This window comes from Thioclava sediminum, assembly GCF_002020355.1.
GTDB lineage: Bacteria > Pseudomonadota > Alphaproteobacteria > Rhodobacterales > Rhodobacteraceae > Thioclava > Thioclava sediminum.
This window is the reverse complement of record NZ_MPZV01000001.1, coordinates 599,034-624,800: the sequence shown is the minus strand read 5'-3', so window position 1 is coordinate 624,800 and position 25,767 is coordinate 599,034. Positions and strand designations below refer to the sequence as shown.

Below are 25,767 nucleotides of genomic sequence, written 5' to 3'. Positions count from 1 at the left end.
ATGGCCACCTCGCTCTTCTCTCCGTCTTGGTATCGGGTGAAGGATCTCAAGCCGCGCCTGCGCAGGCATGTCGCGATCCATCGGCACGATTATCGCGGGCGCGTCTGGTTCGTGGTTCAGGACATCGCGACGGGGCGCTTCCATCGCATCTCGCCGGCCGCGTGGCGTCTGGTCGGGCTAATGAACGGCAAGCGCACGATGGACGAGCTGTGGAACACCACCAACGAGCAGCTTGGCGAGAAGGCGCCCACGCAGGACGAGGCGATCCGGCTGATGGGCCAGTTGCACGCGGCCGACGCGCTGATCTGCGACGTGCCGCCCGACGGGCGCGAGCTGTTCCGCCGCTATCAGCGCCACCAGTCGATGCAGATCAAGCAGAAGATTTGGTCGCCGCTCGCCATCCGCATCCCGATCTGGGACCCGGACGCCTTCCTGACCCGCACCATGCCCTTCGTGCGGCCCTTCTTCACCCGCACCTTCGCGGTGATCTGGGTGCTCGTCGTGCTCGCGGGCTTCATCTTCGCCGCAATCAATTTCGGCGCGATCACCGACAATATCGCGGACCGGGTGCTGACGCCCAAGAACCTCTTCGTGCTGTGGCTGGTCTATCCGGTGGTGAAGGCGTTTCACGAACTGGGCCACGGATATGCGGTGAAGAAGAACGGCGGCGAGGTGCATGAAATCGGGATAATGCTGCTGGTTCTGGTGCCGGTGCCTTATGTCGATGCCTCTGCCGCCTCAGCGCTGCGTGACAAGTATCAGCGGATGCTGGTCGGCGGCATCGGGATCATGGTGGAGCTGTTCCTCGCCTCGATCGCACTCTTCGTCTGGCTCAATGCCGAGACCGGCGCGGCCCATGCGGTCGCCTATAACGTGATGCTGATCGGGGGCGTCTCTACGCTTCTGTTCAACGGCAACCCGCTCTTGCGCTTCGACGGTTATTACGTCTTCGCCGATTGGCTTGAGATCCCCAATCTCGGCCAGCGCGCGAACCGCTACTACGCCTATCTCGCGCAGAAATACCTGTTCGGGATGAAGGAGGCGGAGCCCGTCACCTCGCTGCCCGCAGAGAAGCGCTGGTTCCTGTTCTACGGGATCGCCGCCTTCATCTATCGCCTCTTCATCATGTTCGCGATCATCACCTATATCGCCGGCCGCTTCTTCTTCATTGGCGTGCTGCTGGCGGCTTGGGCGATCACGACACAGATCCTCGTGCCCATAGGCAAATCCATGTCCTTTCTGTCTTCCAGCCCGAAACTCCGCTCCAACAGGCCGCGTGCGGTCCTTGTGACAAGCGCGATCCTTGCCGCGCTCTTCGTGATCCTCTTCGTCCTGCCCGCGCCGTATCGATCCGTCGTCAGCGGCGTGACATGGCCCTCCGAGCAGGCGCAGGTGCGCGTCGGCACCAGCGGCTTCGTGACAGAGGTGCCGGTCGCGACCTATGACGCGGTGCAGCCGGGCGAGGTGATGATCAAGCTCGACGATCCGCTGCTCAGCGCGCGGCTCGATGTGCTGGACTCGCAACTGGCGGGGTTGGAGCTGCAGCGTCAGGCAGCGGTGCGCACCGACCGGGTCGAGGCCGAGATGATCGCGGCGGAGATTTCCGCGACACGCGAGGACCGCAACCGGCTCGCCCAGCAGCTCGACGAATTGTCGATCCGCGCGCCGCGGGCGGGTCTGGCCGTGGTGCCCAATGGCGAGGATCTGCAGGGAAGGTTCGCCAAACGCGGACAGGTGATCTCCTACGTCCTGACCGAGGAAGACACGGCGGCTCTGCGCGTCGTGGTCGGTCAGGACGATGTCGATCTGGTGCGCAACGCGACGGGCCGCGTCGATGTGATGCCGGTTGAATATGGAGGGCAGAGCTATCCCGCGACCATCGTGCGCGAAGTGCCCGGCGGCATCCGCGACCTGCCGACGCCCGCGCTGGGGCTGCAGGGTGGCGGCACGGTTCCGGTCGACCCGGGTGACACCAAGGGGCTGCGCACGCTGCAGCGGGTCTTCGAGTTCGAGCTGGAAATGGCCCCCGATGCGGCGCTGCCGCTGCTAGGTCGTCGCGTCGAGGTGCGTTTCTCGCATGGCACTCTGCCGATCGGGTTTCAGGCCTATCGCGCGCTGCGCCAGCTGTTCCTGAGGCTCTACGATGTCTGAGATGCTCGTCCAGCGCCCCGGTCTGCTCACCGCCTTCTATCCCGAGCGCGAGGATGAACGCCTCGGCACGCTCGACCGGGTGATGGCGAGCGCCGTGGGGCGGGTGTCGCAATTCTTCTCGATCAAATCGGCGGCAGGCGCGGGCTTTTTGCGCCGTGTCGCGAAAGAGGAGAAGACGCTGGCGAAGCTGGAGGCGCATGCCTTCAACGCGGCCCGCGTCGAGGTGGCGCAGAAGCTGCGGGTGAAGGGGCTGCGCGCCGACCTGGTGGCCCGCGCCTTCGCGCTGGTGCGCATCCAATCCGAACGCTCGCTGCAGATGCGCCCCTTCGACGTCCAGCTTCTGGGCGGGCGCGCGATGCTGCGGGGCCGGATCGCCGAGATGGACACGGGCGAGGGCAAGACCCTGACCGCCACGCTGCCTGCCGCGATCATGGCGCTCTCGGGCGTGCCGGTGCATATCGTGACGGTGAACGATTTCCTTGCCGCGCGCGATGCGGAGTGGATGGGGCCGCTCTATCGGGCTTTGGGTCTCAGCGTCGGCGTTATCATCGAAGGGCTCAGCCCCGAGGAACGGCAAGCGGCCTATGCCTGCGATATTTGTTACTGCACGAACAAGCAGTTGGCCTTCGATTACCTCAAGGATCGGCTGGTGCTGGAGGGCGAGACCCGCGCGCTGCATATGGCGCTGGAGGGGCTATCGAAGACCGATCCGAAACGGCAGAGGCTGCTGATGCGCGGGCTGTGCTACGCGATCGTGGACGAGGCGGATTCCGTGCTGGTCGACGAGGCGCGCACGCCGCTGATTATCACCCGGGCCGGCGATCATTCGGGGCTGGAGCAGACCTATCAGCGCGCCGTCGAGATCGGGCGCAAGTTGACGCGCCCGCGCGATTTCACCGTGCGCGAGAAGGAATGGAAGGTCGAACTGACCGATCTGGGCAAGGCGCGGCTGCGCCAGCTCAGCGCGCATTTCGGCGGCGTCTGGGCCACCGAGATTCACCGCGAGGAACTGGCGCGGCAGGCGCTCTCGGCGCTGCATCTCTATCACCGCGACAAGCATTACATCGTCGATGAGGCGGGCGTGCAGATCGTCGATGAATATACCGGCCGCGTGATGTCCGACCGCTCGTGGGAGCGCGGGCTGCATCAGATGATCGAGGTGAAGGAAGGCTGCGAGATCACGGGGCGGCAAGAGACGCTGATCCGGATTTCTTACCAACGCTTCTTCCGCCGCTATCTGACGCTGGCAGGCATGACGGGCACCGCGGCCGAAGTCTCCGGCGAGCTGCGCGCGGTCTACCGGCTGCGCACGAAGCGCATCCCGACCAACCGCCGCTCGCGCCGCAAGAACCTTGGTGAGCGGCACTACGCGACCGCCGATCAGAAATGGCGCGCCGTGCTGGCCGAGGCCAAGCGCGTCCATATGACGGGCCGCCCGATCCTGATCGGCACGCAATCCATCGCCGCCTCGGAAGAGATCAGCGCGCTCCTGACCGAAGAAGGTCTGACGCATCGCGTGCTCAACGCCCGCGAGACCGAGCACGAGGCCCATATCATCGCCGAAGCGGGCGGGCATGGGCGGATCACGGTCGCGACCAACATGGCCGGGCGTGGCACCGACATTCGCATCGACCAACAGATGCGCGACCTCGGCGGGCTGCATGTCATCGCGACCGGTCGCCACGACGCGCGCCGCATCGACCGCCAGCTTTTTGGGCGCTGCGGACGGCAGGGCGATCCGGGGAGTTTCGTCACCTTCGTCTCGCTCGACGACGATCTGCTGCGGGTCTTCTACGGCACGCGGCTTTCCGGTCTGACCCGCATGTTTTCAAGCGGGAAGGGGCGCGTGCCGTGGTTGATCGGCGCGCCCGTGACCCGGCTTGCGCAACGCGCGACCGAAGCGCGCCATTCCGGTGTGCGAAAGGCGCTTCTGCGCGCCGACGACAATCTCGAAGACCTGCTCGCCTTCAGCGGCAGGGGCAACTGAAAGGGACCACCCATGCGGCTTACTTCCATCACCCTCCTTCTCGCCCTCGGTCCCGGCGCGGCGCTCGCGCAGGATCAGGAGCGCTTCGATTGCCTGATCGATCCGGGGCAGGTGCTCGAGATCGGCTCGGCGGTGGACGGGGTGATCGATCAGGTCTTCGTCTCGCGCGGGGATACCGTGAAGAAGGGCGACCCGATCGCGAAGCTGGAATCCAAGGCCGAAGAGGCGCAGCTGACCTATGCCAAGGAGCGTGCGCAGGATGAGGGGCCGATCGACATCGCGCGCTCTAAGGTGGCGCTGCTGCAAAAGGCCGCCGACCGCGCGACCGAGATGGGCAAGCGCAACGTGATGGCCGATGCGCAGGTGCAGGAGGCCCAGACCAATGCCGAAGTGGCCCAGTTGGAGCTGCGCTCGGCCCAAATGGACCAACATTTGGCGAAACTCGATCTGCAGAGGGTGGAGGCGCAGCTGGCGCGGCGTGAGATCCGCTCGCCGATCGACGGGCTGGTGATCACGCGGATGATGGGGCCGGGCGAATATGTCTATTCGCAAGCGCCGATCGCGCAGCTCGCGCAGATCGATCCGCTGCATGTCGAGGTCTTCCTGCCGACGTCGATGTATGACCGCGTCAAGAAGGATCAGGTGTTGAAGGTCTATCCCGCAGCGCCCGTGGGCGGCGAGTATGACGCAACGGTGAGCGTCGTCGACAAGGTTTTCGATGCGGCGTCGGACACGTTCGGGGTGCGCCTCGCGCTGCCCAATCCCGAGGGCAAGCTGCCCGCCGGGATCGACTGCACCGTGGGCTTCCCCGCCGAATGAGCGTGACGTGGCCCTGTCGTGGCAGGGCCATCACTTAAAGCGCAGGGGCTGCGTTCAGCGCTGGAAGCAGCTTGCTTTCTTGCCGAAACCGGCGGGCGAGCAAATCCATTTGCCCTTGCCGATGAACCGGGTCTGCACGACGCGCGGCGTGGCTTGCGCTTTGCTGGTGCGACCGGCGAGCCAGTCAAATTTTGCGCCGCCCTGACCGGCGGTGCTTTTGGCGGAAACACGGATCGGTTTGAGGTCCAGCATGCCAGCTTGTTGCGCATGGGCGCTGCTCAGCGGGGCTGCAAAGATCAGGCCGGCCACGACAAGGCGGGCCGCTTTCACGGATAAAAACGTCATCGGAACTGTAATCCTGTCTGCTCACGTTGCGGTCTGACCCCTCCCGTCTGCGCGGAAGAGGGCCGATTGCGTCCTCGTGCCAGCAGGATTGGTCGATCTCAGCCTACGGGTCAAGTTGGTAGGTGACGTGGCGGGAAGCGGGCGGATTTGTGGCGAAATGCAAAGAGGCTGCGCGAGAGAAATTCCCGCGCAGCTTCAATGTCTTGTCTAGCAGTGGTGTTGTAGGCGAAAAATCGCCACTACCTATGGTGGCTCAGGTCAGAACTTGGTTCTTGATTCGCCAATCCGGCGCGCCGAAGCCTTCGGGCCACGGGTAAACCTCGCGCTGGTTGAAGTAACTTACACCGACGAGGCTCGGATAGTCCGGCAATTCCTGACGCACCCGGTCGCGCCACATCGAGACATAGGACTGGTTTCCGACATAGCCGAGCTCGGCCACCGCAACCGGTTTGCCATAGGTTGCAGCCCGCGCGTAGCGGGGCGCGAAGATGTCGTCGAAGGTCTGATCGCGCCCGAACTTGGCCTGGTCCCAAGCCTGCAGCCCGAAGACGGTGAGGCCCACGATGTCGGCGTAATCGTCACCCGGGTAATAGTCGCCCATGTTCTCGTCGCCCAGCGGGGACCACATCAGATTGATCTTCGGCGCCCGGTCGCGGGCGACGTCGGTCATCCGGCGATAGGCCGCGATGTAGTCGTCGGGGTTCCAGTCCGACCAGATGAACTGGCCGGATTTGTCGTCCATCTCATGGGCAAAGCGTAGCGTGACCGGGCTTTGCAGCGTCGCCAGCACATCGGCCACCGCGATCATGTTGGCGTCGTATTCGCCTCGCTCGATGCCGCGGCGCAGATATTGCGCCGTGTTGCGCTCCGAGCGCGACCATGTCCAGGGCTCCAGTGTCACCAGAAGCGCGCGGTTTCGTTCGAGCGCGTAGCTGTCGGCGTCGTTCAGCGAGGGAAGGAAAACGTCCTCCCAGGGCAGGAACAGGTGCTCGATCACCACGCCCGAAAGATCCGCAAAGTCACCATCGGGATCATAGACCCCGAACGGCAAGGAGCCGGGCGGCACGCTGACATCCGCAGCGAACGCCGGCCGCGCCGATACTGTCAGTCCCAACGCCGCGGCACCGGCCATCATCTCGCGACGGGTCATCAAATAATTAGCCATGTCAGTCTCCTCCTTTTCAGTGCGAAGCCCCGTCACTTCCAGCTTGGTTTGACGTGGAACTTCGCTTGTCCCGGAGCGCCCATGCCGGCCCCCGAGACGATGTATTCGACCTTTGCGAGCTGAACCGATTTCAGCCCGATCATGAGCGCGTAGACGCTTTCGCCGCCGCGGAGCCAAAGGGCTCCGAAACTGAGCGAGACGATGACGCTCAGCGTGCCCATCTGAACCGCCATGTCGCGCGGCCAACCGCGCCAATCGATCTGAACGCGGCGCGCGCGCGCGCCGAAGATCACACTCAGCAAGACGAAATAGAACGCGGCGTTGAACATGGAGAGGAGGTAAAACCCGCGCGCCTCGATGACGTTGTCCACCAGAAGAACCGGCAGCAAGGCCCCCAGGGCCAGTCCACCGTAAACGGCGATGATCCGCTCCGGCAGCATCGTCGAGGCCGCTTCGCCTTTCGGCGTGATCCGGAAATCGACGAACTTGCCCGACAGCCGGTCATAGACGGCCATCACGCATCCCCAGAGCACCCAAGGCCATTGCATCATCACGAAGAGTGCTTTCTCCCACGCGATGATCTTGGCGTCGTGCGGACGGAAGAACTGATCGCGCCGCAGCATGAAGGCGAATATCAGCGTCACCGTGCCTGCGGGCAGCACATGTCCGATAAAGGCGGGATAGGTCACGTCGGCAAAGCGCATGTCGAAGCTGATGGCGATGATCGGGGCGACATACATCATCGACATCGAGAGCGCGAAGAAGACATACCAGCTTTGGCAGAGCACGAAGAGGAACTTCAGCCGCCACGGCATCTTGCCGACATAGTCCGGCATGTAGCGCAGAAGGAGGCTCAGCAGCGAGCGCGACCACTGGAACTCCTGCGTGATCAGGTCGGTCACAGTCGCCGGGCCATCGCCGATCGCAATCGCGTCGATCGCGTGAACGCCGCGCCAGCCCGCCGCGTTCATCAGGAGCGTGGTCGAGTGATCTTCCGCGAGTTCGGGACCTAGACCGCCAGCTTCCTTCAGCGCGGAGGTGCGCACAGCGTAATGAGAGCCGATGCACATCGGCGCGAATACTGCAGTGTAGCCCGCTTGAAAAACTCCGTGGAAGGCCGCTTCGAAATAAAGCCGCGTGCGCGCGGCCCAGCTTTCCTTGGCATTGGACGCACAGATCGACGGCGCACTGACATAGCCCACCGCATCATCGGCGAAGGGGCGCAACATTTCGCGCAGGTATCCCGGTTGCGGGACGTGATCGGCGTCCAGCTGGCTTACGATGTCATAATCGCGATAGCCCCAGTGGTCGTAGAAATAGGCGAGGTTGCCTTCCTTGCAGCGGGTCCGCCGCGGCCATTCCTGCCGGTGGTAGTCCGCGATGCCGTGGCGGCTGGAGATCTTCACCCCGTGGATCTTGCACCATGCGCGCGTCTCGGGCGAGGGCGCTTCGTCGGCGAGCCACGTGTCATGCGGATAGTCCTGCGCGAGCATCGCCTCCAATGTCCGACGAACGACCGAAAAGGGTTCGGATGGAGTTTTCGTCGTGATCATCGCGACGCGCCACCGACCCGGCTCCGGAAGGGGCGAGGAGGGGCGGACCGCCTGCAGGAAGATCACGAAGAAGTAGATCTGCATTGCCAGAAGCCAGATCAGCACGCCCGTGAGTATCAAATAGGGAACCGTCGAAAGGACATGCGACGGTGTCAGCCACCAGCTCCAGAAATAGACCGTCGCGAGCATCCACAGCGCAAACAGCACCCGATAGCGCAGTGCCTGCCTCGGTGTGAGGATGGGCGCGAGGTGTCCGGCCTCGATCGCAGCGCGTATGTCGGGGCGCTGGATCATTCGGCGGCCGTTGCGGTTATCGGGGCGGTTGCGGTTTCAACGCCCGCTATCTCCGCCCGGAAATAGGCGATGGTCGGCACGAGGCCGCTGCGCAGCGCGATCTCCGGACGCCAGCCCAGCCGGGTCTCGGCGCGGGTGATGTCGGGGCAGCGTTGCATCGGATCGTCGAGCGGCAGATCCGAGACGACGAGCGGCGCCCGGCTCTCGCACATGTCGCGCACGATATGGGCCAGCTCGGCGACGGTATATTCGCCCGGATTGCCCAGATTGACCGGATCGTGGCCGACCGTCTCGCTTTCCATCAGCGCGACCAGTCCGCTGATCAGATCGTCGACATAGCACAGCGAGCGCGTCTGCGTGCCGCCGCCATAGAGTTCAAGCGGCGTGCCGCGGATCGCCCGCGTCACGAAATTCGAGATCACGCGCCCATCCTCGGGGTCCATCCGCGGCCCGTAGGTGTTGAAAATCCGCGCGATGCGGGTGTCGATGCCGCGACAGGCCTGAAGATCATGGAACAGCGTCTCTGCCGCGCGTTTGCCTTCGTCGTAGCAGGCGCGGGGCCCGGTGGTGTTCACCCGGCCGCGATAGTCTTCGTGCTGAGGCGAGATGTCCGGGTCGCCGTAGACCTCGGAGGTCGAGGCCTGCAGGATGCGCGCGCCGGTCCGCTCGGCCAGGCTGAGAAGGTTCAGCGACCCGGCGATGCAGGTCTGGAACGTGTGCAGCGGATCGAGCTGATATTTCGGCGGCGAGGCCGCGCAGGCGAGATTGAAGATCCGATCGATCTCGCCATGCATCTGCAGCGGGGCGATGACGTCATGCCTGAGGAAGGTGAAATCGGGATGGTCCAGCAGATGGGCGATGTTTCGTGTCCGCCCGGTCTGCAGGTTGTCGATGCAGATCACGGCGTGACCGGCTTCGATCAGCCGGTCGCACAGATGCGATCCCAGAAACCCGGCCCCTCCGGCAACCAGGCAACGTAACTGCCCCCTATGCCGGCGCGGCGGCGCCCAAGAGATATCTTGCGTCTCGAAACGTGGCAGATGCGTCATGTTCTCCCCCCACAGAAGAACGGCAACGACTGCCCAGTCCGGTTTGAGGTCGACTTAATCGCTCTGGGCCGGACCAGGCCCGTCGATCCCGATTACAGATATTTCAAAAGCGTAGGGGGCGAATTTCGGGCCGATCAAGCGAAAGCAAAGCTTTTCGAGCGAAATTCGGAAGGTCGAAAAAATCCAACCTCCGGTTAGATGAACTTTGCACGTTAGGGTTGAGTGTGGCGCTGCCGGTTCGACTTTTCGTTTTCGCGGCTATCCGTTGATTCGATTTAGACAATCGAGCCGGGAAAGGCACAAAAGCGCCTTTTCTCAGAGGTCGGAAAGACCCGCCGTCAGGGTGTGCAGGCGCCGGGTCTTCTCGAGTAGGTCCTGCGCTTCGGCCTCGGAGAAGGGGGCACTGGACCGGGTGAATCCCGAAATCGAGCGAGAGCCATTCTCCAGCACTGCGCAGGTCAGGCCATTGTAAAGTCCATGGGATTTCGCGCCTTTCAGGACGCCCTTGGGGTCGTCGAGATCTTCCCAGCGGACGATACCCTCATGCTGCATGCCCCAAAGGACGACCGGGTCATCCATCATCATGCCCTTTTCGCTATATTCATCGATCCACGGCTCGGGATATGTGCGATAAAGGATGTTCGGACGGGTGAAGCGGATATGCAGGGCAAACGCGAAACCTGTGTCGCAGGTTTGACCGAGTTGCTCGAGCAGGCTGGCGATTTCCTTGCGGTTTGCTGTTTCCATCACGGGAATTCGTCTTTAGGTTGTTGGTACAAGGCTGCAGCGTCGCGGGCGACGGTAGGCTGCGACCGCAGTGAGTGCAAGTGAATTGACCATCAGAATATGGAACTGAGGGATTGCGAAACGCGATTGAATGAAATCGCCCCGGCCGGGTTTTACCTCGCGCTCAGGGTTGGATATGCATTTCCCGAAGCCGAACTCAACCGTCTGAACAGCGACTGGGTCGACATGTACACCCAGCATGGACTGGTCGTGCAGGACCCTTCGATGCACTGGGTCTATCACAATGTCGGTTACGTGCGCTGGGTCGACCTGAAGGACGATCCCCGAGACGTCGTCGGCATGGCCCGCCGGATGGGGCTGACCTACGCCGCCACGATCTCTTACAACACGCCAAGCGATGCCGGGCGCCGCAGCCACGCGGTCCTGTTCCGGTCGGATCGCGATTTCACCGATGCCGAGCTTCATGAAGCTTTCGATATGCTCAAGGCCTTGCATGTCGACGCCTCGCAACGCTCGCTCACGGATGCCGAACTCGAGGCGATCCGCTTCCGCGCCGACGGGCTCTTGATCAAACAGATCGCCGCGGAACTCGCAATTTCCGAAAGCGGCGTTAAAGCGCGGCTGTCTTCTGCGAGCCGAAAACTGGGGGCGCGAAATGCGATTGAAATGCTCGCAATCGCGACTTCAAGGCGACTGATCTAGGTTTATACAACCTAAAAGAGTGAATTTTTCACAAATTCGTGGTTTCGATGGAGCTATCCAGAAGGAGGCTCCAATGCAAAACTGCACTTTCGAATTCTCGCAACTTCACCGCTTCGGCACCGCTTTTTACGACTTCCTGCGCCTGCGCAAGGAGGTCTTCGTCGACACGCTCGGTTGGGACGTGCCGCATAATGACGAAGTAGAAATGGATCAATACGATACGCCCTTGGCGCATTACTCGCTCGTGCTGAAGGACGGGCAGGTGGTGGGCGGGGCAAGGGTCATGTCGACCGTGGCGATCTGGGGCGGCAACACCTACATGCTGCGCGACGCGCATCTGGGGAAGCTGCCCCATATCCCGCCGGAAATCCTGCCGACCGAAATCGCGAGCGAGAGGGTCTGGGAATGCACGCGGCTGGTGATTTCCGACGCGCTCACCACGCAGGCGGAACGCTCGACCTGTCTGCGGCTCATCGTCGACGGGCTGGTGGAGCGCGCCAGGGAACGCGGTGCGGACGAGTTGATCTGCCTCTCCTCGCTCGCCCTGATGCGCGCGCTGCGCCAGCTTGGCTACGATGTGAGCCGGATGGGCCCGACCTATCGCAACGACGAGGATGGGCGCCAATACGCGGCGCTGCGGATGCCTGCGGAATACTCCACGCAGCGGCGTCGTGAAATGGCCGAAGCCTGTGTGATCGCAGCTCAGTCGGCCCCGCGCCAGTTGCACACCGCCGCCTGATCTAGGGCAGCCTGTTCCGGGGCCGCCTGATCCGGGCTCCGATAGAAAAAGGGCGCGCCCATCGTCCGGGCGCGCCCTTAGCTTTCGGCGTCGGTCGCGCGCTCAGCGCACGACAAAGACGCAGCAATTCGAGTGTCGCACGACCCGCGCGGCGTTCGGCCCGAGCAGGTAATCGCTGAGATCGGGGCGGTGCGCCCCGAGCACGATCATGTCCGCGCCGTCCTTTTCGGCCAGCGACAGGATCTCGTGATAGGCGGTGCCGACGCCCACGATGTGGCGCACCTTCGCGTTTACCTCCGGGCCGACCACCTCGGCGACGAAGTCATGCAGCAGCTCGCGCGCATGCTCCTTCGCCTTCGCGGTGTGATCGTCCGAGAAGAAGGCCCCGACCACCGCCGAGCCGTAATCGGGCACCACCGTGATCACGTCGAGCTGGGCGTCTTCCATCTTGGCCAGCCGCGCCGCCCATTCGAGCACTTTGCGCTCGGTCTTGGGGCGGTTCATGTCGATCGCGCAGAGAATGGTATTGGTCATGCCGGTTCTCCTTCAGCAAAGGCCGCGTCATCGTCTTCCTTGCGCCGATTTTGCAGGAAAGCGATGAGCGCGAGAAGGGCGAAGGCGGGGATGAACATCAGCTCTTTGGGAAGCTGATCGTTCGGCACCTTCACGTTGGACAGGGTGACGGGATTGTCGCCGTAGAAGTCGAAGCCCTGCAGTTTGGTCTGCAGCTCCGTGCCGAACATCGGCTCGTCCGCGACCATCTTGCCGTCCGTCTCGGTGAAGCTCAGGCCGAGCTTGTCGAGCCGGTCCTGACCCGTCGCGCCCTCGGGCACCTTGACCAGCACGGTCATATCCTTCGGATCGCCCGTTGTGTAATCGGGCCCCGAGAAGACCAGCCGCAATTCGCGACCGACCGGCGCCTTGTCGAGACGCTGCGTGATATTGGCAGGCGGCACCTCGTTATAGGGCGGCTCGATCATGTTCATGAAATAGCCGGGACGGAACAGGGTGAACGCGATCAGAAGCAGCGCCACCGTCTCCCAGATCTTCGAACGGGTGATGAACCAGCCCATCGTGCCTGCGGTGAAGACGAGGATACCGATCGTCGCCACGATGAAGACGAAGATCGCCTGATACCAGGTCACGTCGATCAGCAGCAGGTCCGTGTTGAAGATGAACACGAAGGGCAGGGCGACTGTGCGCAGCGAATAGAAGAAGGCGGTGAAGCCCGTCTTGATCGCATCGCCGCCAGAGACCGCCGCCGCCGCGAAACTCGCTAGCCCCACCGGTGGTGTCACATCTGCCATGATCCCGAAGTAGAACACGAACAGGTGCACCGCGATCAGCGGCACCACGAGGCCCGACTGCGCGCCCAGATGGACGACCACGCCCACCATCAGCGAGCTGACGACGATGTAGTTCGCCGTGGTCGGCAGGCCCATCCCGAGGATCAGCGACAGGATCGCCACGAAGATCAGCATCAGGATCAGGTTGCCGCCCGAGAGGAACTCGACGAAATCGGCCATCACCTGACCGATCCCGGTCAGCGAGACGGTGCCCACGATGATCCCGGCAGTGGCCGTGGCCAGACCGATCCCGATCATGTTGCGCGCGCCGTCGATCATGCCGCCGATCAGGTCGAGAACGCCTTCCCGGAAGCGGCTCATGGGCGCATTCTCGCCGCGGAACATCGCCTTGAGCGGTTTCTGCGTGAGCAGGATGAAGAACAGCAGGAACGAGGCCCAGAAGGCCGACAGGCCGGGCGATTTGCGCTCGATCATCAGGAAGTAGACCAGCACGACGATCGGCAGCAGGTAGTAGAGACCCGCCTTGTAGATGTCCTTGATCTCGGGAAGCTTCACGATCTCCGAATTCGGGTCGTCCGGCTCCAGATCGGGGGCTTTCGCGGCGACCCAGACGAGGCCGAGATAGACCACGACGACGAGCAGAGCGAGAACCCAGGCCGCGCCTTCGGGCACCATCGAGGTGATGAGGCGTACCGGGAATTGCGTTGCGTAGCACAGGGCCGCGAAGCCCGCGAAGAAGGCGAACATGCCAAAGGCCGTACGCCAGACCGAGACCACGCGGTCGCCGATCGTCGGCATCCGGTTTTTCACCGCCTCCAGATGCACGATGTAGAACAGTGCGATGTAGGAGATGATCGCCGGGATGAAGGCGTGTTTGATGACCTCCAGATAGGAGATGCCGACATATTCCACCATCAGGAAGGCGGCAGCGCCCATCACCGGGGGCATGATCTGGCCGTTGACCGAAGAGGCCACCTCGACCGAACCCGCCTTCTCAGCCGAGAAGCCCACGCGCTTCATCAGCGGAATGGTGAAGGTGCCGGTGGTGACCACGTTCGCGATCGACGAGCCCGAGATCAGGCCGGTCGCGGCAGAGCCCACGACGGCGGCTTTTGCCGGGCCACCGCGCAGGTGGCCGAGCGCGCCGAAGGCCATCTGGATGAAGTAGTTGCCCGCGCCGGCTTTCTCGAGAAGCGCGCCGAACAGCACGAAGAGGAAGACGAACTTGGTCGAGACGCCAAGCGCGATGCCGAACACCCCCTCGGAGGTGATCCACATATGCGACATGGCCTTGCGCAGGCTCGCGCCGGCCCAGCGGATCTGTTCGGGGAAGAACTCCGACGAGCCGAAGAAGACGTAGCACAGGAACACGATCGCCAGCAGGACCATGATCGGCCCGAGCGTGCGATAGGCTGCGATGAAGAGGAAGATGATGCCGAGGACGGAGATATAGGCGTCCTGCATATCGGCGAGCCCGCCATTGTCGACGATCTTCTGGTAGAAGAAATAGCCGTACATCGAGAGCAGCGCACCGCCGACCGCGAGGATCCAGTCATACCACGGCACATGGTCCTTGGGTGAGGATTTGAACAGCGGATACGCCATCGCCGAGAGGAAGATGGCATAGGCCAGATGGATCTGGCGGGCGTTGTTGATCAGGTCGCCCGGCAGCACATACGGCCCGATGGGCGAGGCCAGAAGCACCTGAAAGATCGACCAGCTCAGCGCCACCACGGCGACCATGAGCCCGACCCAACCCTTGGGGCTGCGCGCCCCGCTGTCAGAAGCCTGGACGAGCTCCTGTAATTCCTGTTCGTTCAAGGCGCGATTTTCCGCCATCGTTCCCCCTAGCGGCCCACAGGGCCGTCCGCCTGTTCCGGCATGATCTTAAAGCTGAAACTAAAAAAGGCGGGCACGCAAGCGCGCCCGCCCAGTTATACGCAGGGCTTATTTAATCCAGCCCTGCTCCTTATAGTACTTCAGAGCGCCCGGATGGATCGGAGCCGAGATGCCCTTGGTGACCATTTCTTCCGGCGTCAGATGCGCGAAAGCGGGGTGCAGCTTCTTGAACTCGTCGAAGTTGTCGAAGACCGACTTCACCAGAGCGTAGACGACATCATCGGGCTCATCGGCCGAGGTCACGAGGGTCGCGCGCACACCGAAGGTCTGGGTGTCGTCGGGGTTGCCGCGATACATGCCGCCCGGAATGGTGGCTTTCGCGTAGTAGGGGTTGTCGGCGACCAGCTTGTCGACCGCGTCACCCGTGACGTTCACGAGGGTCGCGTCGCACGAGGTGGTGGCTTCCTGGATCGAACCCGAGGGGTGACCCACGGTGTAGACCATCGCGTCGATCTGGTTGTCGCAGAGCGCTTTCGACTGCTCGGCGGCCTTCAGCTCGGTGGCGAGCGCGAAGTCCGAGGTTTTCCAGCCCATCGCGTCCATCAGCACTTCCATCGTGCCGCGCTGACCCGAACCGGGGTTGCCGATGTTCACGCGCTTGCCCTTGAGGTCGGCGAAGTTCTTGATGCCGCTATCGGCACGCGCAACGACGGTGAAGGGCTCGGGGTGGATCGAGAACACGGCGCGCAGCTTCTCGAACGGACCCTGATCGGAGAACTTCGAGTCGCCCTTGTAGGCGTGGTACTGCCAGTCCGACTGGGCGATGCCGAAGTCCAGCTCGCCCGAACGGATCGTGTTGATGTTGTAGACCGAACCGCCGGTGGATTCGACCGAGCAACGCACGCCGGTTTCCTTGTGGCTCTTGTTCATCAGGCGGCAGATTGCGCCACCGGTCGGGTAGTAAACGCCGGTCACACCGCCGGTCCCGATCGTGATGAAGGTCTCGTCGGCTGCGTTCGCCGCGGGCGCGAACAGCGCACCGGCGACGGCCGCGATGGCCCCGAGTTTGAAGAACTTTTTCATTGAGTAACTCCCGTTGGTCGTTTTTGGGTCTCGGTTCAAAGATACGGTCCGCGTCGGTCAGCGCGCATAGACTTCGTCGAGAAGCCTGTTGCGCCGTTCGACCTCGGCGATCCGTTCGGTTGCGCGGGGTCCCGCGCGCTTCGCCACCAGCGCCAGAATTGCTTCGAGCAAGAACAGCGTGGCAACGTAACTCGTGTAGAAATGCGGGCTGTCGGTGGGCACGATGAAGGTCTCATCGGCCGCGTGCAGCGCCGGACAGCTGCGGCTGTCGGTAATCAGCGCGACATAGGCGCCCTGTTCATGGGCATGGATCGCACTGCGGATGGTGGAGCGGGCGAAGGGCGGCTTGGTGATCACCAGAACCGCGTCGCGCTCATCGAGCCCCGCGAGCGTGGCGCCCAGCGACGAGCCCGCCCGTGCACCCAGCTCCCAGTTATCGCCGAGGAAATTGGCGATATAGGCGGTGTATTCCGCGATCCCCGTCGAACCGAGCGCGCCAAGCAGCACCACCCGGCGTGCAGCGGCGAGCTTGTCGGCCACGGCTTCGAGCCGTCCCGGCTCGATCGCGGCGGTCAGGGCTGCGATATTGTCCTGCGTGGCCGCAGCATAACGGTTGAGGAAGCTGTCCTGCGGATCGGCGGCATCTTTCTGCAGCCGATCGGCGCGGTCCGCGAAGGGGGACACACGGCGACCGATCTGGTCGCGCATGGTCTCGCGCAGCTCTTCGAAATTCTCGTATTCGAGCGCATGGGCGAGGCGGGTGAAGGTCGCGGGCGCAAGGTTCGATTCGCTCGCCAGCGTGCGCAGCGAACGGGTGGCGATGCTCACCGGGTTGTCTGCGATATAGTCTCCCGCCTCACGCAAGCGCGTGGAAAGGTTGCCATATTGCGCAGCCAATCGCTGTTCGAAACTGCCGGACAATGCTCCTCCCCAGGTTCCATCACCAGTTATCGCGTTGAGGTGACCGTTTCAATTGTTTCATATATTGTCAATGCGTAAAACATATGTTTCATGGGGTAATCAGCGATCCTCACGCATTCTTGTCCCGAAGGAGGGACCGATATGAGTCACGTATTCCCCCGCCACACGAAGTCCAATCCGCCCTTGGCGGTAAAGGGCGACGGTATCTACATCCTCGATGCCAACGGGAAGCGATATCTCGATGGGTCCGGGGGCGCGGCGGTGTCCTGCCTCGGTCACTCTGACGCAGACGTGACTGCCGCGATCAAGGCTCAGATCGACAATATCGCCTTCGCGCACACGAGTTTCTTCACCTCCGAACCCGCCGAACGGCTGGCCGATCGTCTCATCGCTCACGCGCCGGGGAGCTTGGATCGCGTCTATTTCACGTCCGGGGGATCGGAGGCGGTGGAGAGCGCGCTGAAGATGGCACGGCAGTATTTCGTCGAGAAGGGCGAGCCGAGCCGGTCGCATTTCATCGCGCGCCGCCAGTCCTATCACGGCAACACGCTGGGCGCGCTGGCGGCTGGTGGCAATGCGTGGCGCCGGGAGAAGTTCAACCCGCTGCTGATCGATGTGAGCCACATCGCACCCGTGCATGAATACCGCTGGCGCGAGGAAGGCGAGACCGCCGAGGAATACGGTCTGCGCGTCGCAAACGAGCTGGAGGCCGAGATTCAGCGCCTCGGGGCAGAGAACGTGATCGGCTTCATCGCCGAGCCGGTCGTCGGCGCCACGATGGGCGCGGTGCCGCCGGTGAAGGGCTATTTCAAGCGCATCCGCGAGATCTGCGACCAATACGGCATCCTGCTGATCCTCGACGAGGTGATGTGCGGGATGGGCCGGACCGGCACGCTTTTCGCCTGCGAGCAGGACGGGATCGCGCCCGATATCGTCACCATCGCGAAGGGGCTCGGTGCGGGCTACCAGCCCATCGGGGCGGCGCTCTGCACCTCCGAGATTTACGACGCCTTCGTCAACGGCTCGGGCTTCTTCCAGCACGGCCACACCTATATCGGCCACCCGACCGCGACCGCTGCGGGCGATGCGGTGGTCAAGAAGCTGACCGAGGGCGGACTGGTCGCGCGGGCGGCGCAGCAGGGCGAAGTGCTCGACGCGGCGCTGCGCGAGGCCTTCGGCCAGCATCCGCATATCGGCGATATTCGCGGGCGCGGCATGTTCCGCGGGCTGGAAATCGTGGCCGACCGTGCCACGAAAGAGCCGATGGACCCGGCCAAGGCAATCAACAAGAAGCTCAAGGCGGCGGCTTTCGAGGCCGGGCTCGTCTGCTATCCGATGGGGGGCACGATCGACGGCCAGCGCGGCGATCACATCCTGCTCGCGCCGCCCTTCATCATCACCGACGACCAGATCGGGGAATTGGTGGACAAGCTCGGCACCGCGATCCGCGAGGTTCTCGGGTGAGCCTGCCGCATATCATGGTCGCGCCGAACGGGGCGACCAAGACGAAGACCGATCACCCGGCGCTGCCGATCACCTTGGACGAGATTGCGCAGACCGCGCTGGCCTGCCGCGACGCCGGGGCAGGGGCGCTGCATCTGCATCTGCGCGACGACGCGGGCGGGCATCTGCTCGATAGTGGCGCCTATGCCGAGGCGCTGGCTCATCTGCGCCCGCTTCTGGGCCAGATGGCGATCCAGATCACCACCGAGGCCGCAGGGCGCTACGAACCGGGGCATCAGCGCTATGTCGCGTTGAACTCGGGCGCGCAGATGGTCTCGGTCTCGGCGCGCGAGATGCTGCGCGACCACGAATTGCAGGCAATACGGTTTTACGAAGAGGCAGCGGAACGTGGGATCGCGATCCAACATATCCTCTATTCCCGCGAGGATGCCGAGGCGCTGGTGCATGTACTGCCGGATCGCCTGCTGCGCGATCCCGGGCTGCAACTGATCTTCGTGATGGGTCGCTATGTTGCGGGGCAGGTCTCGACGCCCGCGATGCTCGATCCGTTCCTCGACTGGATGCAGGCCGAGGCGATCACCCCTGACTGGGCGATCTGCGCCTTCGGCTCGGGCGAGACCGACTGCCTGCGCAATGCGCTCGCCAAGGGCGGCAAGGCGCGGGTCGGGTTCGAGAACTCGCTGGTGATGGCGGACGGCACCACCGCGCACGACAACGCCGCGCGCGTGGCCGAGATCGCAGCCCTTTAGTCGAGTGCCGGATGCCCTTTCTCGGGGCAATCGGAGAGGTCCGACCGGTCTTCCTCGGGAAGCTGCTTGGAAATTTCGCGCAGCGCGCTCCGCAGGCCTTCCTCCATCACCGGGTGATAGAAGGGCATCGCCAGCATGTCGAAAACGCTCATGCCCGACTGGATCGCGAGGCCGAAGAGATGCGCGAAATGCTCGCCCTCGGGCAGCGCCATCTCGCAGCCCAGCAGCTTGCCGCTCTCGGGCTCGGCATAGACGCGGAGCATGCCATACGCCTCTTCGGCCAGCCGGGCACGCGATTGCGTCGCGAAATCCGCGCTGCCGATCAGGATGTTCTGCCCCTCGAGGTCCTTGAAGCTTTGCCCCACGCGCACCGCATTGGGCGCGCTGAAGGCGATGGCCATCGACGTCCGGCGGCTATAGCAGCGCGGGGCATCGGCTACGGCGTTGCGCCCCGCGATATGCCCCTCGTCCGAGGCCTCGTGCAAAATCGGACGAATGGCATTCGCGTCGCCTGTCAGAAAGACCGACAGACCGCCGATCCGGGTCGTGGTGGCGTCGACCTCCGGCATCCCGTGATCGTCGAGCGGCACGCCCAGCGTCTCCAGCCCGAGCCCCGCGATATTGGGGCGGCGGCCCATCGCGGCGAGCACGGCGTCGGCCTCGAATTCCGCGCCGCCTGCGCCTTTCACGATCAGGCTGCCCGCATTGCCTTCGGAAATCTCCGCTGGGGCGCCCAGATGCAGCGGCAGCTCCGCCGCGATGGCGTCGCGCAAGACCGCTGCGACCTCCGGGTCGGTCATGCCGGCAACGCTTTCCAGCGCGTCGAAACCCGCGACCTCGATCCCCATCCGGGCCATCGCCTGTGCCAGCTCCACGCCGATCGCGCCCATGCCGATCACCGCGATCCGCTTCGGCAGATCGTCGAGGGTGAACAGCGTGTCGGTGGTCAGGATACGCTCGCCGAAGGTCTTCCAAGGCCCCGGCAGCACCGGCGACGAACCCGTCGCGAGGATAATCGCATCGGCGGTCACTTCGCCATGGCCCTCGATCTCGATCCGGTTCGGGCCGAGGAGCGTCGCACGGCCCGAAATCGCTTTGTCGCCAAGGGCTTTGGGAACCTTGCGCGGGGATTTCGTGAACCCGTCGCGCATCCGTTTCATCCGCGCCATCACCGCGGGCACATCGATGCGCAGCGCCTCGGTACCGGAAATCCCGAAGGCCTCGAAGTCGTGGCGGCGGTGGAAGGCGTTGGCGGCTTCGATCAGCGCCTTGGAGGGCATGCAGCCGCTTTCGGCACAGGTCGTGCCCCAATGGCCGTCATTGACGATCAGGAAGTCATCGGTCGCATGGCGCACTTCGCGCAGGGCAGACAGTCCGGCCGAGCCAGAGCCGATGATAACGACGCGCGCGTGTTGTGACATGAAACCTCCGCTGATCTGTCGTGAACCGAACCGTTCAGCGAGGTATACGTTCCAACCACTTGCGCGGTAAAGCCTGCGCCTCGCCGCGAACCCGCAGGCTGCGCATCGCCACAATCTGGCCGAGCGCGCGATGCGGCGCGATGGTGCGGAAGATATCGCGGATCATGCGTGCGTCGGCGGCGACGCCCGCGCGCCAGTTGCCGAGCTTCGCGGATTTCATCGGACTGTCGACGCCGGGCCAGGAGACGACGGCGATCCGGGCGCGCTCTGCGATCCACAGCCGGTTCATGAAGACTTCCAGCCCGAAGCGGGGCAGGGCGTTGAGCGCGTCCAGCCGTTCGCCCAGCATCTCGCGCGGGATCACCCGCTCGCCCGAGATGTAATCGAGCCCGATCACCCGCCAGATGCGCGGCGCATTGCGGCGCAGGCTGATCGTGACATCGGCCTCCCCGCTCGCCACCGGCGCGATCAGCGCGCCCAGATCGGCATGGGTCAGCCCCAGCAGATCGCTGTCGAGCAGCAGCAGGTGGCTGCCTGCGGCCTCCGCGATCCCGGCAGCCACGGCGGCCGTCTTGCCGCCGTTCTGCGTCTGGCGCAGCACGCGCAGATGCGGATGGGCGTCGCGATAGCCTTCGGCGATCTCGGCGGTGCCATCGCTCGAGCCATCGTCGATCACGATCACCTCGGCGATCTGGCGATGGTCCAGCACACGCTCCAGCACCGCGCCGATCCGCGGGGCCTCGTTATAGGCGGGCAGAATGCAGGTGATCGTCGTCATGTGTGCGACCTCTTGCGGCGAAAGAACCAGATCGTGCCACCAAGAATGATCACGACCAGCAGGATCAGCGAGCCTTTCGACAGCCAGCTGTCGATCTTCCCGATATGCGAACCGAGCCAATAGCCGAGCGCCACGAAGGCCAGCGATTTCGGGATCGTGGCGATCAGGTTCGTGAGCAGGAAGACCCAGACATTCATCCGCGCGACCCCGGCTGCGACCAGCACCGGCGCGCCTGCCGAATGGGTCAGCTTGCCGAAGACCAGCGTCTTGATCCCCTTGTTCTGGAAGTGCCGCGCCGCACTCACGAGCCGCGCGCGGCTGAGGCCCAGCTTGTCGCGCCACTTCTTGGGCATCCGGTTCAGCCCCCAGCGACCGAGCGCATAGAGCCCCAGATCGCCGACGAGATCGGCAAGGATCACGATGATCGCCACCGACCAGACCGAGAACATGTTCTGGCTAGCGAGCCACGCCGCGATCACCGTCACGATCGGACCTTCGAGCACCGCAATCGGCGCCAGCACGGCGAGGCCGTGTTTCGCCATCAATACGGAGATCGTCTCAAGGCCGATCATCAGGTTACTCCGTGACGGGGGCATCGCTGCGGGCGACGTCCCGGTGGGTCATGTCATTGCCGCGCCAGGTGAAATCGCGCCCGAACCATGTCATCAGCCACAGCGCGGGCAGCATCGCGTCGCGGATCGCAAAACCCGCAATGTCGCGCGCCGAGGCGGGCCAGCCCGCGATCCGGGCGAGCAGCACCTCGGCACCGTACCACAGCGCCACCAGAAGCGGCAGGGCGATCCAAGGCATCGCGCCCAACGCGGCTAGGGCAAGCGCTGCGAGGAAGGGCAGGAACGGGCCCTGCGCGATTTCGGCGGCGAAAATCATCACGAACCCGTCGCGGCGTACCTTGGACCAGCGCAGCTGGCGGTCCCAGACCTCCCGGGCCGCGCGCGTCCCGATCGGTTGCGCGAAAAGGTGCCGCGTCAGCCGCACCTTCAGGCCCTGACGGCGCACCAATTTGGTCGAGGCCACGTCCTCGGCCATGTTGCGCCCAAGGGCTGCGAAACCGCCGCCCGCCATCAGGATGTCGCGCCGCCAGAACAGCGATTTGCCCTGCGCGAACCCCATCCCGATCATGTCGGCCGCCACCTGCCAGCGCGCCTGATTGGTGTTGAGGAAAGCGGCCTCCACCGCGCCCCAGAGATTGCCCGGGCGCTCGGCCACCGGCGGGGCGGAGACGAGCCCGGTGCCGGGCCGCCATTCCGCCACCAGCCGTTGCAGGTAGTCGCGCGGCAAGAGCAGATTGCTGTCGGCCATCGCGAACCACTCCGCCTCGGTCGCGGATAGACCCTTGTGCAGATTGTTCAGCTTCGGATTGCCCGACACTGCGTCGAGCCCGGTCAGAAGCCGGGCGCGCACCTGCGGGTTCTCTTCGATCAGGCGACGCACCAGCGCGCAGGCCGGATCGCGCTCGGAGGGTGCGCAGAAGATCACCTCGTAATTCGGATAGTCGAGGTTGAAGGAGGAGCCCAGCGTCTCCGCGTCGAACGGATCGACCCCGCAGACCGGGCGCATCAGCGCGATGAAGGGCAACTCGTCGGGCACCGGCTTCGGCGGGCGGGATTCGCGCCACGCGGTCATCGCAGCGCTGAGAAGATGCGCCGTGAGGGTGAGGCCCAGAAGGGCGGCAAGGGACAGCAGAACGATCGTCATGCGCGAACCTTTGCGACGGCGGGGCGGGTGCCGGTCTCCGGGACCGCTGCGGGCTCCGCGCCCCATTGAAGAAGTTGCAATGCGCCGGAACTATCCTCGGCCAAGGCGGTCAGGCTGTCCACCCAGTCGCCGCAATTGGCGTAGGTCATCCCGTCGACATCGCGCAACGCGGGCTTGTGCGAGTGGCCGCAGATGATCCCGTCAACCCCGGCCTCGGAGGCCATCGCTATCAGACGATGCTCGTACCCCGAGCCGCGCGCGATCAGGTGATTGATCCCTTCGATCGCGAGCTGGATCAAGGTGCGCTCGGTCTCGGAGACGTCGCGGCGGCGGCGCAGCCAGGCATCGATGCCGCGAAACAGCGCGTCCATCCGGCTTCCGAAACGGGTCATCGCGTGCCAGCGCAGGATGCGCGCATCGCATTGATCGCCATGCACGATGAGGTAGCGTTGCCCGTCCGCGCCGACATGCAGCGCGGTCTCGGTAAGCTCGAAGCTCAGGAAATTCATCCCCGGCGAGCGCAAAGCCGCGTCATGGTTGCCGGGCAGATAGACGATGCGCGTCCCGGCCTCGGCATGGGCTTCGAGGGTCTCGATGATCTCGGCATGGATGTCGCCCCATTGCACGGGCCCGCCATGCCAGAGATCGAGTATGTCGCCGACGAGGTAGATCGCGTCGGCCTGCACGCTTTGCAGGAAGTCGAGGATCGGGCCGGGGCTGCACCCCCGCGATCCGAGGTGGAAATCCGACAAGAAAAGGCTGCGGTAGCGTTGTTTGTTGTGATGGCGCGATCGGCTCATGTCACATCTCCGGTGGATCTGCAGGGAGGGGCAGGCACCCGGCGCCTGCGCGGAGAAGCGGAGCGGAAACAGTCGGGAAAATCACAGGCTGTATGTTGTTGCCCATAGGGTCCTTCCGCTCGTTGCTGCGCTGCCCATCGCCTTTCGACGTGACATGGATGTGACGGCTACGTGAACCTGTAATGTCACCTAGAGGCAGCTGTGCGGTGATCAACCATAAGCATGTGAAATGCTAAGCAACTTCCGGTGAGCGCACGATATCTTGCGGTTTGTTTCACCCGAAAGCATAGTGATCGCGGTCTCGACGATTGGCGAAGGAGAACGCGATGGCAGGATATCTGACCACCCATGTGCTCGACACGGCACGGGGATGCCCGGCGGAAGGGCTCAAGATCACGCTCTTCGCGCTCAACGGGGGCGACCGTGAGGTGCTGGCCGAAATGGTGACGAATGCCGATGGGCGCACCGACTCGCCGATCCTGCCGGTGGAGCGGTTTCGCACCGGCCAGTTCGAGCTGGTCTTCTCCGCAGGCGACTATCTGCGGGCGAGCGGGCAGGGGGCGCCAGAGCCGCTGTTCCTCGATGATATCCCGATCCGCTTCGGCATGAATGACGCCGGGGCGCATTACCACGTGCCGCTTCTGCTCTCGCCTTACGGTTATTCGACCTATCGCGGCAGCTGACCGCAGGCCCTCCATCTGCTTGCGATTTGAGCATCCGGACAAAAATCGGGCGGTTCCGCCGCGCCATCGCTTGCGCTCGGGCGTGGCTTGGGAAACTCTGAGCGCAAAACGAGGGATGACGGATGGATTACACGTTTTTTCTGGAATGGGTGCAGTTCGCGGTGCGCTGGCTGCATGTGATCACCGCGATCGCGTGGATCGGGTCGTCCTTCTATTTCATCGCGCTTGATCTGGGGCTGGTGCCCGAGCCCGGTTCCCCCAAGGGGGTGCATGGCGCGGCGTGGCAGGTCCATGGCGGCGGCTTTTACCATATTCAGAAATACCTCGTCGCACCCGCGCAGATGCCCGACCGGCTGACATGGTTCAAATGGGAAAGCTACATGACGTGGCTTTCGGGCTTTGCGATGATGGTGGTTCTGTATTGGACACAGGCGCAGTTCTACCTGATCGATCCGCGAGTGATGGAGCTGCCGGTCTGGGGGGCGATCCTGATCTCGATCGGCTCGCTTGCGCTGGGTTGGCTCCTCTACGATTTGATCTGCAAATCGAGCTTTGGCGAGAACAACACGCGGCTGATGCTCGGGCTCTACGTCATTCTCGTCGCGATGGCCTGGGGCTACACACAGGTCTTCTCGGGCCGCGCGGCGCTGCTGCATCTGGGCGCCTTCACCGCAACGATCATGACCGCGAATGTGTTCCTGATCATTATTCCGAACCAGAAGATCGTGGTCGCCGATCTCATGGCGGGGCGCACGCCCGATCCGAAATACGGCAAGATCGCCAAGCAGCGCTCGACGCATAACAACTACCTGACGCTGCCGGTCATCTTCCTGATGCTGTCGAACCATTATCCGCTGGCCTTTGCCAGCGCGTATAACTGGCTGATCGCCTCTCTGGTGTTCCTGATGGGCGTGACGATCCGGCATTTCTTCAACACCCATCACGCCCATAAGGGCAAGCCGTGGTGGACCTGGGGCGCGACCGCGGCGCTGTTCGTCGCGATCGTTTGGCTATCCTCGATTCCGAAAGCGGATGCCGGCGAGGATATGGAGGACAGCGCGATGCTTACTCCCTTCGAACAACGCTTCGCTGCGGCGCCTGGCTTCGACGAGGTGAGCGGGATCGTCATGGGGCGCTGTTCGATGTGCCATGCGAATGAGCCCGGCTATGAAGGGATCGGTCACGCGCCGAAGGGCATCAAGCTGGAGACGCCGCGCGAAATCGCCGCCGCCGCACGGCAGATCTATGTGCAAGCCGGGCTGACCGATGCGATGCCCCCCGCGAATTTGAGCTACATGGAGCCGCAGGAGCGCGCCGCCATCCGGGCTTGGTTCCGTGCGGGCGAGGCCGGGACGCAAGGAGCAAGCGAGACGGATCGGGCGGAGGCCGCGATTGCGGTGCCCCATCCCAACGCGTCCTGATTGGCGTCCCGCGTCAATGCGTTCTGCAAGTTCC

The 25,767-nt window shown here is 63.8% G+C and carries 23 protein-coding genes; 9 read left to right on the top strand and 14 right to left on the bottom strand.

The annotated features are described in order from the left end of the window. The 3 genes from BMI91_RS02795 to BMI91_RS02785 are packed head-to-tail and all read left to right on the top strand — an operon-like array spanning position 1 to position 4,957. Positions 1 to 2,151, top strand: coding sequence for a hypothetical protein (locus BMI91_RS02795; RefSeq protein ID WP_078599401.1), 2,151 nt, complete (start codon positions 1 to 3; stop codon positions 2,149 to 2,151). Next, positions 2,144 to 4,138 carry a preprotein translocase subunit SecA gene (locus BMI91_RS02790; RefSeq protein WP_078546404.1) on the top strand — a complete coding sequence of 665 codons (1,995 nt, stop codon included), beginning with the start codon at positions 2,144 to 2,146 and terminating at the stop codon, positions 4,136 to 4,138. The genes BMI91_RS02795 and BMI91_RS02790 overlap by 8 nt, the downstream gene beginning before the upstream one ends. Before the next feature lie 12 nt (positions 4,139 to 4,150). Further along, positions 4,151 to 4,957 carry an efflux RND transporter periplasmic adaptor subunit gene (locus BMI91_RS02785; protein ID WP_078603883.1) on the top strand — a complete coding sequence of 269 codons (807 nt, stop codon included), beginning with the start codon at positions 4,151 to 4,153 and terminating at the stop codon, positions 4,955 to 4,957. Positions 4,958 to 5,011: 54 nt separating this feature from the next. On the opposite strand, the gene BMI91_RS02780 is transcribed toward BMI91_RS02785, so the two are convergent. From BMI91_RS02780 to BMI91_RS02760, 5 genes are all read right to left on the bottom strand, one after another. Next, a complete protein-coding gene (locus BMI91_RS02780; protein ID WP_146683994.1) occupies positions 5,012 to 5,266 on the bottom strand; it encodes a hypothetical protein in 255 nt (84 codons plus the stop codon). Positions 5,267 to 5,555: 289 nt separating this feature from the next. Then, positions 5,556 to 6,467 carry a glycoside hydrolase family 26 protein gene (locus BMI91_RS02775; protein WP_093476858.1) on the bottom strand — a complete coding sequence of 304 codons (912 nt, stop codon included), beginning with the start codon at positions 6,465 to 6,467 and terminating at the stop codon, positions 5,556 to 5,558. Positions 6,468 to 6,499: 32 nt separating this feature from the next. Then, positions 6,500 to 8,314, bottom strand: a complete 1,815-nt coding sequence (locus BMI91_RS02770; protein WP_078603882.1) for a glycosyltransferase family 2 protein — start codon at positions 8,312 to 8,314, stop codon at positions 6,500 to 6,502. Beyond that, entirely contained in the window at positions 8,311 to 9,363 is a 1,053-nt protein-coding gene (locus tag BMI91_RS02765) for a UDP-glucuronic acid decarboxylase family protein (RefSeq protein WP_078603881.1), read from the bottom strand. The genes BMI91_RS02770 and BMI91_RS02765 overlap by 4 nt, the downstream gene beginning before the upstream one ends. A gap of 315 nt (positions 9,364 to 9,678) precedes the next feature. After that, positions 9,679 to 10,110 carry an autoinducer binding domain-containing protein gene (locus BMI91_RS02760; protein ID WP_078603880.1) on the bottom strand — a complete coding sequence of 144 codons (432 nt, stop codon included), beginning with the start codon at positions 10,108 to 10,110 and terminating at the stop codon, positions 9,679 to 9,681. A 126-nt stretch (positions 10,111 to 10,236) separates the two neighbouring features. Here BMI91_RS02760 and BMI91_RS02755 point away from each other — a divergent pair, with 126 nt between their 5' ends. Together BMI91_RS02755 and BMI91_RS02750 are read left to right on the top strand one after the other, a co-directional pair. Further along, positions 10,237 to 10,812, top strand: a complete 576-nt coding sequence (locus BMI91_RS02755) for a response regulator transcription factor (RefSeq protein ID WP_158522070.1) — start codon at positions 10,237 to 10,239, stop codon at positions 10,810 to 10,812. 73 nt (positions 10,813 to 10,885) lie between these two features. Beyond that, positions 10,886 to 11,551, top strand: a complete 666-nt coding sequence (locus BMI91_RS02750; RefSeq protein ID WP_078603878.1) for an acyl-homoserine-lactone synthase — start codon at positions 10,886 to 10,888, stop codon at positions 11,549 to 11,551. 102 nt (positions 11,552 to 11,653) lie between these two features. On the opposite strand, the gene BMI91_RS02745 is transcribed toward BMI91_RS02750, so the two are convergent. The 4 genes from BMI91_RS02745 to BMI91_RS02730 form a co-directional block, all read right to left on the bottom strand. Next, positions 11,654 to 12,085, bottom strand: a complete 432-nt coding sequence (locus BMI91_RS02745; RefSeq protein ID WP_075776036.1) for a universal stress protein — start codon at positions 12,083 to 12,085, stop codon at positions 11,654 to 11,656. After that, positions 12,082 to 14,697: a TRAP transporter permease gene (locus BMI91_RS02740; protein WP_244176538.1), complete on the bottom strand. Its 2,616-nt coding sequence runs from the start codon at positions 14,695 to 14,697 to the stop codon at positions 12,082 to 12,084. The genes BMI91_RS02745 and BMI91_RS02740 overlap by 4 nt, the downstream gene beginning before the upstream one ends. 108 nt (positions 14,698 to 14,805) lie before the next feature. Then, complete coding sequence (locus BMI91_RS02735; RefSeq protein ID WP_078519556.1) at positions 14,806 to 15,780, bottom strand: TAXI family TRAP transporter solute-binding subunit; 975 nt, start codon at positions 15,778 to 15,780, stop codon at positions 14,806 to 14,808. A gap of 57 nt (positions 15,781 to 15,837) precedes the next feature. Beyond that, positions 15,838 to 16,701 (bottom strand): MurR/RpiR family transcriptional regulator, encoded by an 864-nt coding sequence (locus tag BMI91_RS02730; protein ID WP_244176537.1) that lies wholly within the window; start codon positions 16,699 to 16,701, stop codon positions 15,838 to 15,840. Between the two features lie 141 nt (positions 16,702 to 16,842). Between BMI91_RS02730 and BMI91_RS02725 the strand changes: the two genes are divergently transcribed. After that, entirely contained in the window at positions 16,843 to 18,165 is a 1,323-nt protein-coding gene (locus BMI91_RS02725; protein ID WP_078603876.1) for an aspartate aminotransferase family protein, read from the top strand. After that, positions 18,162 to 18,914: a beta-keto acid cleavage family enzyme gene (locus BMI91_RS02720; RefSeq protein ID WP_078599393.1), complete on the top strand. Its 753-nt coding sequence runs from the start codon at positions 18,162 to 18,164 to the stop codon at positions 18,912 to 18,914. The genes BMI91_RS02725 and BMI91_RS02720 overlap by 4 nt, the downstream gene beginning before the upstream one ends. On the opposite strand, the gene BMI91_RS02715 is transcribed toward BMI91_RS02720, so the two are convergent. The 5 genes from BMI91_RS02715 to BMI91_RS02695 are packed head-to-tail and all read right to left on the bottom strand — an operon-like array spanning position 18,911 to position 23,629. Further along, entirely contained in the window at positions 18,911 to 20,335 is a 1,425-nt protein-coding gene (locus BMI91_RS02715; protein WP_078603875.1) for a dihydrolipoyl dehydrogenase, read from the bottom strand. The two genes, BMI91_RS02720 and BMI91_RS02715, sit on opposite strands and share 4 nt — an antisense overlap. A gap of 34 nt (positions 20,336 to 20,369) precedes the next feature. Then, the gene (locus BMI91_RS02710) at positions 20,370 to 21,113 is read right to left on the bottom strand and encodes a glycosyltransferase (RefSeq protein ID WP_078603874.1); all 744 of its coding nucleotides are present in this window, start codon (positions 21,111 to 21,113) and stop codon (positions 20,370 to 20,372) included. Continuing rightward, complete coding sequence (locus BMI91_RS02705) at positions 21,110 to 21,685, bottom strand: DedA family protein (protein WP_078603873.1); 576 nt, start codon at positions 21,683 to 21,685, stop codon at positions 21,110 to 21,112. Before BMI91_RS02705 ends, BMI91_RS02710 begins: the two co-directional genes overlap by 4 nt. 4 nt (positions 21,686 to 21,689) lie before the next feature. Further along, positions 21,690 to 22,829, bottom strand: a complete 1,140-nt coding sequence (locus tag BMI91_RS02700) for a ceramide glucosyltransferase (protein WP_093476855.1) — start codon at positions 22,827 to 22,829, stop codon at positions 21,690 to 21,692. Further along, a complete protein-coding gene (locus BMI91_RS02695; protein ID WP_078546429.1) occupies positions 22,826 to 23,629 on the bottom strand; it encodes a UDP-2,3-diacylglucosamine diphosphatase in 804 nt (267 codons plus the stop codon). Before BMI91_RS02695 ends, BMI91_RS02700 begins: the two co-directional genes overlap by 4 nt. Positions 23,630 to 23,955: 326 nt before the next feature. On the opposite strand from BMI91_RS02695, the gene uraH reads away from it, so the two are divergent. Together uraH and BMI91_RS02685 are read left to right on the top strand one after the other, a co-directional pair. Then, on the top strand, positions 23,956 to 24,312 hold the full coding sequence (gene uraH, locus BMI91_RS02690) for a hydroxyisourate hydrolase (protein ID WP_078603872.1): 357 nt from the start codon (positions 23,956 to 23,958) through the stop codon (positions 24,310 to 24,312). Positions 24,313 to 24,434: 122 nt separating this feature from the next. After that, the gene (locus BMI91_RS02685) at positions 24,435 to 25,733 is read left to right on the top strand and encodes a urate hydroxylase PuuD (protein WP_078599387.1); all 1,299 of its coding nucleotides are present in this window, start codon (positions 24,435 to 24,437) and stop codon (positions 25,731 to 25,733) included. The last annotated feature ends 34 nt before the right edge of the window (positions 25,734 to 25,767 follow it).

Excerpts from the sequence above, each read along its gene's own strand:
- BMI91_RS02795 (WP_078599401.1), top strand. The coding sequence starts at position 1 with ATGGCCACCTCGCTCTTCTCTCCGTCTTGGTATCGGGTGAAGGATCTC.
- BMI91_RS02790 (WP_078546404.1), top strand. The coding sequence starts at position 2,144 with ATGTCTGAGATGCTCGTCCAGCGCCCCGGTCTGCTCACCGCCTTCTAT.
- BMI91_RS02785 (WP_078603883.1), top strand. The coding sequence starts at position 4,151 with ATGCGGCTTACTTCCATCACCCTCCTTCTCGCCCTCGGTCCCGGCGCG.
- BMI91_RS02775 (WP_093476858.1), bottom strand. The coding sequence starts at position 6,467 with ATGGCTAATTATTTGATGACCCGTCGCGAGATGATGGCCGGTGCCGCG.
- BMI91_RS02770 (WP_078603882.1), bottom strand. The coding sequence starts at position 8,314 with ATGATCCAGCGCCCCGACATACGCGCTGCGATCGAGGCCGGACACCTC.
- BMI91_RS02765 (WP_078603881.1), bottom strand. The coding sequence starts at position 9,363 with ATGACGCATCTGCCACGTTTCGAGACGCAAGATATCTCTTGGGCGCCG.
- BMI91_RS02760 (WP_078603880.1), bottom strand. The coding sequence starts at position 10,110 with ATGGAAACAGCAAACCGCAAGGAAATCGCCAGCCTGCTCGAGCAACTC.
- BMI91_RS02750 (WP_078603878.1), top strand. The coding sequence starts at position 10,886 with ATGCAAAACTGCACTTTCGAATTCTCGCAACTTCACCGCTTCGGCACC.
- BMI91_RS02745 (WP_075776036.1), bottom strand. The coding sequence starts at position 12,085 with ATGACCAATACCATTCTCTGCGCGATCGACATGAACCGCCCCAAGACC.
- BMI91_RS02740 (WP_244176538.1), bottom strand. The coding sequence starts at position 14,697 with ATGGCGGAAAATCGCGCCTTGAACGAACAGGAATTACAGGAGCTCGTC.
- BMI91_RS02735 (WP_078519556.1), bottom strand. The coding sequence starts at position 15,780 with ATGAAAAAGTTCTTCAAACTCGGGGCCATCGCGGCCGTCGCCGGTGCG.
- BMI91_RS02725 (WP_078603876.1), top strand. The coding sequence starts at position 16,843 with ATGAGTCACGTATTCCCCCGCCACACGAAGTCCAATCCGCCCTTGGCG.
- BMI91_RS02715 (WP_078603875.1), bottom strand. The coding sequence starts at position 20,335 with ATGTCACAACACGCGCGCGTCGTTATCATCGGCTCTGGCTCGGCCGGA.
- BMI91_RS02710 (WP_078603874.1), bottom strand. The coding sequence starts at position 21,113 with ATGACGACGATCACCTGCATTCTGCCCGCCTATAACGAGGCCCCGCGG.
- BMI91_RS02705 (WP_078603873.1), bottom strand. The coding sequence starts at position 21,685 with ATGATCGGCCTTGAGACGATCTCCGTATTGATGGCGAAACACGGCCTC.
- BMI91_RS02700 (WP_093476855.1), bottom strand. The coding sequence starts at position 22,829 with ATGACGATCGTTCTGCTGTCCCTTGCCGCCCTTCTGGGCCTCACCCTC.
- BMI91_RS02695 (WP_078546429.1), bottom strand. The coding sequence starts at position 23,629 with ATGAGCCGATCGCGCCATCACAACAAACAACGCTACCGCAGCCTTTTC.
- uraH (WP_078603872.1), top strand. The coding sequence starts at position 23,956 with ATGGCAGGATATCTGACCACCCATGTGCTCGACACGGCACGGGGATGC.
- BMI91_RS02685 (WP_078599387.1), top strand. The coding sequence starts at position 24,435 with ATGGATTACACGTTTTTTCTGGAATGGGTGCAGTTCGCGGTGCGCTGG.